13 protein-coding genes are annotated in these 13,040 nt (G+C 56.0%); 4 read left to right on the forward strand and 9 right to left on the reverse strand.

The features are described from left to right. Positions 1-16 precede the first annotated feature (16 nt). The gene (gene betB, locus AAH446_RS02565) at positions 17-1,483 is read right to left on the reverse strand and encodes a betaine-aldehyde dehydrogenase (protein ID WP_463322762.1); all 1,467 of its coding nucleotides are present in this window, start codon (positions 1,481-1,483) and stop codon (positions 17-19) included. Between the two features lie 16 nt (positions 1,484-1,499). Continuing rightward, on the reverse strand, positions 1,500-2,096 hold the full coding sequence (betI, locus tag AAH446_RS02570; RefSeq protein ID WP_342905163.1) for a transcriptional regulator BetI: 597 nt from the start codon (positions 2,094-2,096) through the stop codon (positions 1,500-1,502). Positions 2,097-2,843: 747 nt separating this feature from the next. Between betI and dtpA the strand changes: the two genes are divergently transcribed. Next, positions 2,844-4,337, forward strand: a complete 1,494-nt coding sequence (gene dtpA / locus AAH446_RS02575; protein WP_342905164.1) for a dipeptide/tripeptide permease DtpA — start codon at positions 2,844-2,846, stop codon at positions 4,335-4,337. Positions 4,338-4,391: 54 nt separating this feature from the next. On the opposite strand, the gene AAH446_RS02580 is transcribed toward dtpA, so the two are convergent. Continuing rightward, positions 4,392-5,273 carry a pyridoxamine 5'-phosphate oxidase family protein gene (locus AAH446_RS02580; RefSeq protein ID WP_342905165.1) on the reverse strand — a complete coding sequence of 294 codons (882 nt, stop codon included), beginning with the start codon at positions 5,271-5,273 and terminating at the stop codon, positions 4,392-4,394. Between the two features lie 2 nt (positions 5,274-5,275). Next, positions 5,276-5,893 (reverse strand): glutathione S-transferase family protein, encoded by a 618-nt coding sequence (locus tag AAH446_RS02585; RefSeq protein WP_342905166.1) that lies wholly within the window; start codon positions 5,891-5,893, stop codon positions 5,276-5,278. A gap of 96 nt (positions 5,894-5,989) precedes the next feature. Between AAH446_RS02585 and AAH446_RS02590 the strand changes: the two genes are divergently transcribed. Together AAH446_RS02590 and gstA are read left to right on the forward strand one after the other, a co-directional pair. Further along, positions 5,990-6,931 carry a LysR family transcriptional regulator gene (locus AAH446_RS02590; RefSeq protein ID WP_342905794.1) on the forward strand — a complete coding sequence of 314 codons (942 nt, stop codon included), beginning with the start codon at positions 5,990-5,992 and terminating at the stop codon, positions 6,929-6,931. A 75-nt stretch (positions 6,932-7,006) separates the two neighbouring features. Then, positions 7,007-7,615 carry a glutathione transferase GstA gene (gene gstA / locus AAH446_RS02595; protein ID WP_342905167.1) on the forward strand — a complete coding sequence of 203 codons (609 nt, stop codon included), beginning with the start codon at positions 7,007-7,009 and terminating at the stop codon, positions 7,613-7,615. Positions 7,616-7,742: 127 nt separating this feature from the next. On the opposite strand, the gene pdxY is transcribed toward gstA, so the two are convergent. The 5 genes from pdxY to anmK all read right to left on the reverse strand — a co-directional run bounded on the left by pdxY (position 7,743) and on the right by anmK (position 12,268). Beyond that, positions 7,743-8,603 (reverse strand): pyridoxal kinase PdxY, encoded by an 861-nt coding sequence (gene pdxY / locus AAH446_RS02600; RefSeq protein WP_342905168.1) that lies wholly within the window; start codon positions 8,601-8,603, stop codon positions 7,743-7,745. Positions 8,604-8,662: 59 nt separating this feature from the next. Then, positions 8,663-9,937, reverse strand: a complete 1,275-nt coding sequence (tyrS, locus tag AAH446_RS02605; RefSeq protein WP_342905169.1) for a tyrosine--tRNA ligase — start codon at positions 9,935-9,937, stop codon at positions 8,663-8,665. A gap of 133 nt (positions 9,938-10,070) precedes the next feature. Next, positions 10,071-10,724 carry a pyridoxamine 5'-phosphate oxidase gene (gene pdxH / locus AAH446_RS02610; protein WP_342905170.1) on the reverse strand — a complete coding sequence of 218 codons (654 nt, stop codon included), beginning with the start codon at positions 10,722-10,724 and terminating at the stop codon, positions 10,071-10,073. A gap of 63 nt (positions 10,725-10,787) precedes the next feature. Continuing rightward, a complete protein-coding gene (locus AAH446_RS02615; protein WP_342905171.1) occupies positions 10,788-11,096 on the reverse strand; it encodes an MliC family protein in 309 nt (102 codons plus the stop codon). Between the two features lie 50 nt (positions 11,097-11,146). Then, on the reverse strand, positions 11,147-12,268 hold the full coding sequence (anmK, locus tag AAH446_RS02620; protein ID WP_342905172.1) for an anhydro-N-acetylmuramic acid kinase: 1,122 nt from the start codon (positions 12,266-12,268) through the stop codon (positions 11,147-11,149). A gap of 283 nt (positions 12,269-12,551) precedes the next feature. On the opposite strand from anmK, the gene slyB reads away from it, so the two are divergent. Further along, complete coding sequence (gene slyB, locus AAH446_RS02625) at positions 12,552-13,019, forward strand: outer membrane lipoprotein SlyB (RefSeq protein WP_342905173.1); 468 nt, start codon at positions 12,552-12,554, stop codon at positions 13,017-13,019. The last annotated feature ends 21 nt before the right edge of the window (positions 13,020-13,040 follow it).

Genomic DNA, 13,040 nt, shown 5'->3' on the forward strand with positions numbered 1-13,040 from the left:
CGCCGCGGCCATACAATCAGAACGCGGACGGATAGTCGCCCATTTCAATCAGAACCGATTTGGTGCGCGTGTAGTGATGCAGGGTTTCAAGCCCGTTTTCACGCCCGACGCCGGACTGTTTGTAGCCACCGACCGGCATAGGGGCAGGCGATTCGCCCCAGCTATTAACCCAGCAGATGCCCGCTTCAAGCTGATGAATTACGCGATGAGCACGATTGAGCGACGTAGTAAATACGCCAGCCGCCAGACCATATTGCGTGTCATTGGCACGGGCTATAACTTCCTGCTCGTCATCAAATGCCAGAATGCTCATCACCGGACCGAAGATCTCCTCCTGTACGATGCGCATCCCGTCGTGACAGTCTGTGAAAACGGTCGGCTCTACGTAACAGCCTTTCGCCATTGCACCTTCAGTGATACGGTTTCCACCGGCGAGCAGCCGTGCGCCCTCTTCCTTACCGGTTTCCAGATAAGAAACGACTTTCTGACAATGCTCTTCGCTCACCAGCGGGCCGAAGTTCACCTCAGGATCGCGGGGGTCGCCGCATTTAATGCCCGCCATTTTTTCCTTCAGGCGCTGCTCGAACGCTGGCAGCAGCGAACGGTGTACAAAAACGCGCGTGCCGTTGGTACAAACCTGACCGCTGCTGTAGAAGTTAGCCATCATGGCGCCATCAACTGCTCGCTCCAGTTCCGCATCTTCAAAAACAATCAGCGGAGATTTACCCCCCAGCTCCATCGTCACCGACTTGAGATTCGCCAGCGCCGCATCCGCCATGACGCGCTTGCCGGTGTTAACCTCCCCGGTGAAAGAGACTTTCGCGATGTCGGGATGCTGGCTCAGCCCCTGACCCGTGGCACCCGCCCCCTGAACGACATTGAATACGCCGTCGGGCAGTCCCGCTTCGGTATAGATTTTTGCCAGCTCAAGCGCGCTCAGCGGCGTGACTTCACTGGGCTTGAAAATCATCGCATTGCCGGTTGCCAGCGCCGGGGCGCTTTTCCACAGGGCTATCTGGATCGGATAGTTCCATGCCCCGATACCGGCGCACACGCCCAGCGGCTCGCGACGGGTATAAACCAGCGCGCTGTCACGGAGGGGAATCGATTCGCCTTCCACCGCAACGGCCAGACCCGCGTAATATTCCAGAACGTCTGCGCCGGTGACGATATCAACATAAGCCGTTTCGCTGATGGGCTTGCCGGTATCGGCCGTTTCCAGCTCCGCCAGCGCCTGATTACGCTCACGTAGCAGCGCCACGGCTTTCAGCAGCACCCGGCTGCGCTCAACCGGCGTATAGCCGCGCCAGATGCGCTGGCCAGCCTGGGCGGACGCGACGGCCCGGTCGATATCCTGCTGGCTGGCGGCGGTGATCTCCGCCAGCACCTGACCGTTAGCGGGATTGATGGTTGTGAATGTATCGCCATGACCAGCTTCTTCCCGGCCATTAATGTAAAGTCCACGGCGTTGCATATCTGCCATGTCTCCTCCTTGGGGGTTAGTGTGCGGGGCCTTTAAGCCACATCGCGAGATTCTGATAGCAAAGGGCCCGGGCCTGTTCAATCCCCTGCGCCATTGGCTGCGGTGCCAGGGTCATACGTAGCCAGAGCCCATCGATAAGCGCCGCCATGCTGGCTCCGGCGTCACGCGCCTGCACGGGCGAAAGTACGCGGGCAAACTGCGCCGCCAGGTTCGAATAGAGGCGGCGGTCATTAATCCGTTGCAGCCGCTGTAGGTCTGGCTGGTGCAGACTGTTTGTCCAGAATGCCAGCCAGGTCTTCAGTACAGGGGCGTCAATCTGTGAAACGTCAAAATTTCCGTCGACGATGGCCCGGATCTGCGCCTCTGCACTTTCGTCCGCCTGCTTGCGGTTATGTTGCACCGCAGCATAGAGGTCGGAGAGGATTTGGCGCATACAGGCGTCCAGCAGGCCATTTTTATCGCCAAAATAGTGGCTGACAATGCCAGTCGAAACGCCCGCCTCTTTGGCAATCAGCGCCAGGCTGGCGTCGGCAAGGCCGACACGATCGATAACGGTCAGGGTGGCGCGAATGAGCTGCGCCTGACGGATGGCTTTCATTCCTACTTTTGGCATGATTTCATCGGTTTTAACTATTAGATAATCTTTATTATAGTCATTTTATATTGAACGCTCAATCAATAAAAAACAAAAAGCGTCCGCACTCCCTATCCGATCCGTCATCCGCAGGTACAGTTAAAGGAATGAAGGCCAGCAATTCAGTCGCTGAAATGTCACTCTGCTACCGGTAAGGCTGTGAGAATGTTACGAAACGAACATTTATTTTACGAAAACCGGCCCCGATCCCTGTCTCCAGTACTTTCCGGAAGGTTTTTTTAAAAAAGGGTTAAATACTTATTTTTCAAGCGATAATATCCGATCAACTTGTGACGACAGTCACAAATCCAACCTCACTTAAGGGAATAAATCTGACTCCGGCGCGTTGTTCCTTTTCTTTACGCCGCAACAGGACAATTACTGGTTAGATATTTTGATTATTAAGAATGTGGCGGTATTTTATTCTATTTCAAAATAGGCCAGCAGGGAATTTCAGCTATAGCGTAGACGGTCGTCTTTTTTTAGAATATTCACCCACATAAATCAAATTAATCAATATATTACCCTGATTAACAAATAAGAACCTTCCCATTAACACTAAGCAGCGCGGTCCTGAAAAGAGTGAAAAAAGACTTGCCTGAGACCGCCGGATAGGAGAAATTAACCGCCGCTTTTCCCATCTTATAATCATGCGGCGAATGCCCACCTTGTATGACATCGACTTAATTATCATGTCGAATCAGGATAAGAACTTCAGAGGTATTAGTGTCTACTGCAAACAAACAACACGAGACACCGAGTCTCAATGCTTTTAAGCAACCTAAATCGTTCTATCTGATTTTTTCGATCGAACTCTGGGAACGTTTCGGCTTTTACGGCCTTCAGGGCATTATGGCGGTCTACCTGGTCAAAATGCTGGGGATGTCCGAAGCCGAATCTATCACGCTATTTTCTTCCTTCAGCGCGCTTGTCTACGGCATGGTTGCCATCGGCGGCTGGCTGGGGGATAAAGTGCTCGGCACCAAGCGTGTTATCGTTCTCGGTACGCTGGTTCTGGCGCTGGGCTACGGCATGGTCGCCTGGTCAGGTCACGACGTGGCAATGGTCTATATGGGGATGGCAACTATCGCCGTCGGCAATGGCCTGTTCAAGGCTAACCCTTCTGCCCTGCTCTCAACCTGCTACGAAAAAGACGATCCCCGCCTTGATGGCGCCTTCACCATGTATTACATGGCGATTAACATCGGTTCGTTTATCTCCATGCTTGCAACGCCTTGGCTGGCGGCCCACTACGGCTGGAGCACCGCTTTTGCACTGTCGTTCGTTGGTATGCTGATCACCCTGGTCAACTTTATGGTCTGCCGCAGATGGGTTAAGCAGTATGGTTCAAAACCTGATTTTGCACCGCTGCATATGGGCAAGCTGTTCGCCACGCTGGTTGGCGTTGTTGTCCTGATCGTGCTGGCAACCTGGCTGCTGCATAACCAGGGTATCGCCCGCCTCGTTCTGGGCCTTATCGCGCTCGGTATCGTGCTGGTGTTCGCCAAAGAAACCTTTGCGATGCAGGGTGCCGCCCGTCGTAAAATGATCGTCGCCTTTCTGCTGATGGTGGAAGCGGTGGTGTTCTTTGTGCTCTATATGCAGATGCCAACCTCGCTGAACTTCTTCGCTATCCGCAACGTTGAACACAGCATTCTGGGTATCGCCTTTGAGCCGGAGCAGTATCAGGCGCTGAACCCGTTCTGGATTATGCTGTTCAGCCCGCTGCTGGCCGCTATCTATAACAAGATGGGCGATCGTCTGCCGATGCCGCATAAGTTTGCGCTCGGTATGGTGCTCTGTTCATGTGCTTTCCTCGTTCTGCCGCTGGGCGCGAAGTTTGCCACCGATCTGGGTATCGTTTCGGTTAACTGGCTGATCCTGAGCTACGCGCTGCAAAGCGTCGGCGAGCTGATGATTTCCGGCCTGGGTCTGGCGATGGTGGCGCAGCTGGTTCCGCAGCGCCTGATGGGCTTTATCATGGGCTCATGGTTCCTCACCACCGCAGGTGCCGCGATGATCGCAGGTAAGGTCGCAAATCTGATGGCCGTACCGGAGAACATTACCGATCCGCTGCTTTCGCTGAATGTTTACGGCGACGTGTTCCTGCAAATTGGTATCGCCACGGGCGTGATTGCCCTGCTGATGATTATGGCAGCGCCTAAGCTGAACCGTATGACGCAGGACGACGCGAACGATTTACAGAATGCCAAAGCGTAAGGCAGACGCTTAACGTGATAAGGGCGACAGAAATGTCGCCCTTTTTATTGCCGGTTACCCGGCATCAGCTGAGGATTGAGCGTATTCCACGCTAAGACCGGCCGGAGGAAAAAGCTGCCGGATGCGCCACACCCTTTTAATGTTGACGTACCAGAAGCGTTCAGTCAGCCCGCCACCTTTCTGCCACTCTATCTCCGCTTCGCCCTGAATATGCAGCGCGGCGCCCTGCTGGAAATCCGGAATAAGCAGCGCACATCGTGGATCGATCAGCAAATTGCCCAGCGTATTCATATAGCGGTTACCAGCATAATCAGGGATTTTTAGCTTTCCCTGTTCCAGGGAGAGGAATCCGGGCAGGCCGCCGCGATGGGAAATATCCACCCCGCCTGCGCTATCCTCCCGTGGCGCAACGCTGGCGACAAAAAACGTATCTGTCGCGCTAAGCGCATAACGGGCATCGGCATCAAGCGCCTGCAGCGGTTCCACCTTCACCGCGCCTTTGCGGGCATCGTAAGGAAGATCGCGTCTCTGGATGTATTGTGGACAGTTGCCAAAACTTTCCTGCACAGTGAGTTCAGCGCCCTGCTCAGTCACCTTACGTACTACGCCATTGACCCGGTTACGCCTGCGGTTTGAGAAATCAATGCCCAGTCCCCCTACTGCCATTCCCGTCTTCAGCGCGGGTAACAGGGGTGCAGCCGCCAGGGAGGCTTGATCAACGGTCAGCAACCCAGCCTCTGGAGCCTGGATAAACCCCGGCTTCCCCTGCAATAAAGTCGCCACCGGATAGCCATCCTCCCCCAGCGCCGCAAGGTAAAAGGTCCGCAGGCCGCCAAAAAACTGGCGATGCTGATCCGGCATGGCGGGGTAAATGGCAGCGTTCACCGTGCCATAGCCCGCCCGCTGTTGCGCGCTTCTCTCACCAGGATGGAACATCGCTAAGCCACTTCCGGGTGCGGCAGCGGCGTAAGCCCGACGAACCCGGGAAGGGCTTCAACGTTTTGCAGCCACTGTTGAATAGCAGGATACTCCGTCAGAGTGATGCCGCCCTCCGGTGCGCAGGCAACGTAGGCGTAACACGCCAGGTCGGCCAGCGTCGCCTGTTCGCCGGCCAGCCAGCGTTTACCGGCCAGGTGCTGCTCCATCTGCGGCAGGAACTTTGCCGCCACGGCGCAGGCCGATGCATAATTTTCCGGCGTTGAAAACTGCTTGATAAGCCTTGCGGAGCCCACGCCATAACGAATTTCCCCGGCGGCTTTGGCCAGCCAGCGGTGAACTTCCACTTCCTGCACCAGATCCTTCGGCAGCCAGTGGCTCTCAGGCGCATAACGCTTAACCAGCCACAGCAGGATGGCATTACTGTCCACGATAGCGGTTTCGCCATCCACCAATACCGGTATCTGACCCTGTGGATTCAGCGCCAGAAAACGCGCCGTTTTGCGTACCTCTGCGCCAGCTTCCACCTCTTCATAAGGCAGATCCAGCATGGACAGAAGTAATTTTACCCGGTGACCATGGCCGGAGAGCGGGGTGTTGTAGAGCGTTAATGCCGTCATAATTATCTCCTCTTCAGTTTCCCTGAGCTTACTCTTGCCGAAAACGACGGAAAACGCGCAATATGGCAATTCATAATTTCTTACTGCGGAATAATGATGGATAAACTTGATGAGCTAACGGTGTTTGTCGCGGTGGTACAGCAGGGCAGCCTGGCGGCGGCGGCCAGAAAGCTGCGGCGCTCTCCTCCCGCGATTACCCGCGCGCTGGCCTCGCTGGAAAACCGCTTCGCCGCCAGCCTGATTGAACGGACCACGCGTAATATGTCCCCCACGCCCGCTGGTATTGTGCTGTTCGAGCGGGCTAAAACGCTGCTTAACGATTATCAGCAGGCCATTCAGGATTCCTCTAAATCACAGCTCAATGGTTTGCTGCGCATTACCGCGCCGGTGCAGTTTGGCCGCAAGCATCTCGCCCCGGTGGTGCTCGACTTTATTGACCGTTATCCCGGTATCCAGGTGGAGTTGCTGCTTAATGACAGCTATCAGGATCTGCTGGAACAGGGGCTGGATATCGCGGTGCGTATTGGTCAACTCCGTGATTCTTCGCTGGTTGCTGTGGAGACAGGTACCGTACAACGTATCCTGCTGGCCAGCCCTGAGTATCTGGCGCGTGCCGGTTGCCCGGCGACGCCAGCCGATTTAGCCGCGCACTCGCTGATAGCCGGGACTTCCGTCAGTTCGCTCAGGGAGTGGCGCTTTGGCCCGGCCGGCAACCAGGAACGCGTCCGCATTCAGCCCACGTTTATGGTCAACGAGGTGGAAACGCAGCTGATTGCCGCCAGGGCAGGCAAAGGCATTACGCGCCTGCTTTCCTATCAGGCCTTTGAGGATCTTCAGCACGGCACGCTGTGCGAGGTGATGCCGGAGAGCCGTCCTGCGGCGTTGCCCGTACAGCTGGTGACGCAGAATCTGAAATATATGCCCGCGAAGGTGCGCGCATTCTGGGATATTGCCCGGGAGGCGCTCTCAGCCCTGACCTGCCTGCAGACGGAAAGCATGACGCCGGTTAAGAAACAGACAGATTATTGGCAAAAGTGACGGACTCTGCGCTGACTTTTTAGCCAGTTCGGGTAAGCTCATAAGATCTTTTGCTACTGAGCTGAAGGAGCGTGCATGAAACTCTATTTCAAGGCCGGAGCCTGTTCACTCTCGCCGCATATTGTATTGCATGAATCAGGTCTTGATTTCACCGTGGTATCGGTGGATTTAAAGACTAAAAGAACCGAGCAGAACGAGGACTTTTTTACGCTGAATGCGAAGGGAAAAGTGCCCGCTCTGGCGCTGGATGACGGGACGGTGTTGACGGAAACCGTGGCGATAGTTCAGTACATTGCCGATCGGAAACCGGATCGCCAGCTGCTGGCCCCTACGGGCTGCCTGACCCGCTACCAGACGCTGGAGTGGCTCAGTTTTATCGCTACTGAGCTGCAGGAGCCTTTTTATGCCCTGTTCCGCTCAGGCGTACCTGACGAGTACCGTTTACAGGTTCGCGAGCAGCTACAGCAAAAATTTCGCTGGGTGAACGACCAGATTGAAGGAAAGCAATGGCTGATGGGGCTGCACTTTACCGTGGCCGACGCCTGCCTGTTTACGGTGATGCGTTGGGCGAAGCCGGTGGAACTGGCGTTGTCCGGGCTGGATGCGCTGAACGGGTGGTATGAGCGGGTGGCGGAGCGCCCCGCCGTGGCGGCAGCACTTCAGGGGGAAGGACTGAAAGAATGAACGGGCGTGTTTCAGTCAGGCGCGCTCAGGCAGCACAGCCGGAAATGCTTATTCAGCCGACCCTGTAAGCGCTATATAACATGGGTTCCCTCTACCCTGCTGCCTGGAGGAGAGGGAACTCTTGTTATCAGATCTTTTCCGCTGCGAAATGCTGCTGAGGATGGGCAATGCCTTCCTGAGCCGCAACCAGCTGCAGCTCATACTCGCCCATCTCATGGGTTTTCAGCATCACCTCATACACGGCGGCGGTAATGTGCTCCAGCGCATCCTGGAGTGATTTGCCCTGCAAGAGATCCACCAGCAGCAGCCCGCTGGTCAGATCGCCCACGCCGACAGGCTGACGCACGCCAAAATCGACCAGAGGACGGCTGATATGCCAGGCCTCACCGGCGGTGACCAGCAGCATTTCAAAACGATCGCTGCGCAGGCCGGCACGCGCAAGATGCTTGACCAGCACCACTTTCGGACCTTTGGCGATCAGCGAGCGCGCGGCCCTGACCGCCTGCTCCACATCAGTGACCGCTTCGCCGCTGAGCATTTCCAGCTCCAGCAGGTTAGGCGCAATAATATCGCTGGCCGGCAGCGCCGAGCGGGTATGAAACTCCGCCACGCCGGGCGCCACGATGCAGCCTTTTTCCGGATGCCCCATAACGGGATCGCAGAAGTACCAGGCATCGGGATTGGCTTCTTTTACCTGACGCACGATCTCCAGAATTTGCTCGCCCTGCTCTGCCGATCCCAGATAGCCGCTCAGTACCGCATCGCAGGTTTTCAGCCTGTCGATATCGGCAATACCTTTTACAATGTCGGTCAGATGGGTGGCAGGCATCACTACGCCAGTCCAGTGGCCATACTGGGTATGGTTAGAAAACTGCACCGTGTTAAGCGGCCAGACGTTGGCGCCCATGCGGCGCATCGGAAACTCTGATGCGCTGTTGCCCGCATGGCCAAAAACGGTATGCGACTGTATAGAAAGAATGTTTTTCATGATGTAATCCGCACAACCCTGCCTGAAGAAAGGCCGGTCAGACCGGCCTGAAGCGTAGTTTATTTCCAGACAATCAGGCTGTAGTTTTTCTTACCGCGACGCAGCAGCGTAAAGCGGCCAAACAGGCGATCGCCCTCTTCAAACGCATATTCCGCGCTGCTCTGAAGTTCGCCATTCAGGCTGACGGCTTTGGATTCGATCAGCTTGCGGGCCTGACCGCGTGAAGGGGCCAGTTCGCCATCCACCATCGCCTGTTGCAGATCCTGCCCACGCGCCAGCTCAACGATCGGCATGCCGTCCTGCGCCAGCTGCTCAAAGTCCGCTTCCGTCATCTCGCTCAGCGCCCCGGAGAAGAGACTGCGGGTAATACGCTGTGCGGCCGCCAGGCCTTCTTCACCGTGAACCAGACGGGTCACTTTCTCCGCCAGTACGTACTGAGCGCGAGGCGCTTTACCGCTGTTTTTATCTTCTTCTTCCAGCGCCGTGATCTCTTCAAAGCTCATGAAGGTGAAGAATTTCAGGAAGCGATAAACGTCAGCATCCGCAGTATTGATCCAGAACTGGTAAAATTTGTATGGGCTGGTTTTTTTGGCGTCAAGCCAGACCGCGCCACCTTCCGTTTTACCAAATTTGGTGCCGTCAGCCTTGGTAATCAGCGGCACGGTCAGGCCAAAGACCTGATTCTGGTGCAGGCGACGGGTCAAATCGATACCGGAGGTGATATTTCCCCACTGATCGGAACCGCCAATCTGCAGCGCCACGCCGTAGCGCTCATTGAGGCAGGCGAAGTCGTAGCCCTGCAGCAGGTTATAGGAGAATTCAGTAAAGGAGATGCCCTGATCGTCGCGGTTCAGACGCTGTTTAACCGCTTCCTTATTGATCATCTGATTAACAGAGAAGTGTTTGCCGATGTCCCGCAGGAAGGTCAGCACGTTCATGCTGCCAAACCAGTCATAGTTATTTGCCGCAACGGCGCTGTTATCACCGCAGTCGAAATCCAGGAAAGGCGCCACCTGCTGGCGGATTTTTTCTACCCATTCATTGACCGTATCCGCGGTATTCAGCTTACGCTCGGCCGCTTTAAAGCTGGGATCGCCAATCAGGCCGGTCGCCCCACCCACCAGCGCCACCGGGCGGTGACCTGCATCCTGAAAACGCTTCAGGCAGAGGAGCGGGACCAGATGCCCCAAGTGCAAGCTGTCGGCGGTCGGATCGAAGCCGCAATAGAGTGCGATTGGCCCCTGCGCCAGTCGCTCTGCTAACGCCTCTTCGTCCGTTACCTGGGCTACCAGGCCCCGCTCTTGCAATTGTTTGATCAGGTTACTGCTGGCCATCTGTGACTCCATAAAAAAAAGTCTGCACCTATGCTGGTACACAGCTTTCCGCTGACTAGCGGATAAAATAAGGCGTATAGAATAAAGCGCAGGCGCACTCTGTACCAGCGCTTAAGGGCATTATTTCGCGCATTCAGGGCGCCAGACGGTCGATTTTCCAGCCCTCGCCTTCACGCTGGTAGAAAAAGCGGTCATGCAGCCGGTGTTCGCCACCCTGCCAGAACTCCATCGAGTCGATAGTGATACGAAATCCACCCCAGAAGCTGGGCAGCGGGATCTCACCCTGCTGGAACTTCTGCTTGAGTTCCAGAAACTTACTCTCCAGCACGCCCCGTGCCGATATGCGGCTCGACTGCTTCGATACCCAGGCGCCAATCTGGCTTTCCCGCGGACGACTGTGGAAATACTTCATCACCTCGAACAGCGAGAGTTTTTCCACGCGGCCCAGCACCATGACCTGGCGCTCCAGCGCGTGCCACGGGAAAAGCAGGCTGATACGGGGGTTATTTTCCAGATGATGCGCCTTGCGGCTGCCCAGGTTGGTATAGAAAACCATGCCCAGTGGGTCAACGTGCTTCAGCAGCACGATACGCTGGTAGGGCTGACCCTTTTCATCCACCGTCGCCACGCTCATGGCGGTAGGATCGGGAAGCTGCGCCTCCACGGCCTGACTGAGCCAGAGGTCGAACAGCGTCAGCGGATCGGCGGGAAGATCTTTGCGGCGCAGGCCGCCACGGGTATATTCACGGCGCAGGTGGGCAATATGCTGTAAGTTTTCGTCGTTCATGGCTCAGATTTCGGCTGAAAAGGATAAGGCATTGTGCGCCTCACTCAGTGGAATTTCAACGCGTTAACCTGGGTTGAGGCGGCAGTCATTAATAATGACTTTCTCGTTTCGTTCAATGAAAGCGGTATCCCCTTTTGACCAGAAGAGATAGTTGCCGTCGCTGTAGCGGGTGCCTGAGCCGGAGACCTGCTGCGTAAGCGTCAGCGGCTTTCCGTCCAGGATCAGTTTGACCTGCTGTTGCGCATTGTCGAGCTGTACGGTAAGCGGCATGGTGCCGCAGGTGTAATGGAGCGTTTTTGGCTGCTCCTGGTCGTGCATAAAGCTACAGCCCGAAAGCAGAATGGCCGTGCTGGCCAACAGATAGTTTTTCATAAATTCTCCTGGGACGTGAGTGCGCGTTTCAGAAAAAACGCGCATTCAGGCTAAAAGCAGCCCGCGTTATTCGCCGGGTAAATCGCGCCAAGTATCGACGCTTCACGCGCGCCGGTTACCGAAGGTAAATTGCCGGACTTGCCTGAGAGAGTCCGGTAAGCAAGCCAGGCGAAGGCCAGGGCTTCCATATCATCGCCGCTGATCCCGGCATCATCAGTAGGCATCACCTCTGTGCCCGCAAGCAGCGCAGCAAGCCGCGTCATCAGCAAGGGGTTGCGGCTGCCTCCGCCGCAAACCAGCAGCCGCTCACAGCCACCGCTTAACATCACCTGCTCGGCAATGGTGGTTACCGTCAGCTCCACCAGCGTTGCCTGCACGTCTTCCGGCGCCAGTCCCGGAAAGCGCGACAGCCGCTGTTCAATCCACGCCAGGTTAAAATGCTCTCTGCCGGTCGATTTCGGCGCGGAGAGTGAAAACCAGGGATCGGACAGTAGCTCCTGAAGTAAAGGATAGACGACGCGCCCACGGCTTCCCCAGCCGCCATCCTTATCGTAGCGCTCCCCCCGCTGATGCCAGATCCAGGCGTCCAGCAGCATATTCCCCGGACCGGTATCGTAGCCGCCCACCGGTTTGCCGGGGATAAGCAGCGATAAATTAGCGATGCCGCCAATGTTCAGCACCATCCGCCGTTCGCCAGGGTGCATCAGAATCGCCTCGTGAAAGGCGGGAACCAGCGGAGCGCCCTGGCCGCCCAGCGCCATATCACGCCGGCGAAAATCGCCCACGACGGTAATGCCCGTCGCGGCAACAATCTGGTTATTATCACCGATTTGCAGGGTGTTAGGCGCTGCGCTTTGCGGTTCATGCCAGACGGTCTGGCCGTGGCAGCCAATCGCGGTGATATCCTCTTTTTCCAGCCCCTGGCGCGTTAGCAGCGTCTGCACCGCTTCGGCAAACAGCCGCCCGAGTCGGGTATCAAGCTGCCCAAGCTGGGAGAGCGTCAGGGATTGCCCCTGACAAACGGCCATAATTTCTTCGCGCAGTGAGGTAGGTATAGGATGACAGTAGCTTGCCTGCTGGGCCACCATCCGTTCATCAATCGCCGCGAGTACCACGTCAACGCCGTCGAGGCTGGTGCCTGACATTACGCCAATATAACGTCCTGATTTCATTGTTGGCCTTACCCGCATCAGTAAAAGTGAGGTTCTTTCTACAGCCTCGCAAAATTGGCGATGTAATTCTATGATTAACTGCCTTTTTTGCGCATGGTATCGCTTACCCGTTGATTTATTCATTAACAGGTTGATTGAGAGGTGGTTTAACTCGCGTCCCTTACGATCTTAAACAGTTTTTTTCTCTGATTAGATGAAACAGGCGCAACTTGTGCCATATAATTATGGCTACCGGTCGTTGCGTAAATGACCGCACCACTTCGATAAAAAGGGAGTTATGACGATGTTCAAACGTTTATTAATCGTGGCACTTACCGGCGTGACGTTAGCAGGATGCACTAACACTGACACGCTCTCAGGCGATGTCTACAGCGCCAGTGAAGCCAAGCAGGTACAGAGCGTTTCTTACGGTACGCTGGTTTCAGTTCGCCCGGTACAGATTCAGGGCGGCGATGACAGTAATGTGATCGGTGCAATCGGCGGTGCGGTGCTGGGTGGCTTCCTGGGCAATACGGTGGGTGGCGGCACGGGCCGCAGTCTGGCGACGGCAGCCGGCGCTGTGGCGGGCGGCGTTGCCGGCCAGGGTGTTCAGGGCGCAATGAATAAAGCGCAGGGCGTTGAGCTGGAAATCCGTAAGGATGATGGCAACACCATTCTGGTCGTTCAGAAGCAGGCGGCAAGCCGCTATGCCGTGGGCCAGCGCGTAATGCTCGCCTCTAACGGCAGCCAGATTACCGTCTCACCACGCTAACCTGATGAAAAAAAACCGGCG

This window comes from Erwinia psychrophila, from assembly GCF_039023475.1.
Taxonomy (GTDB): Bacteria; Pseudomonadota; Gammaproteobacteria; order Enterobacterales; family Enterobacteriaceae; genus Erwinia.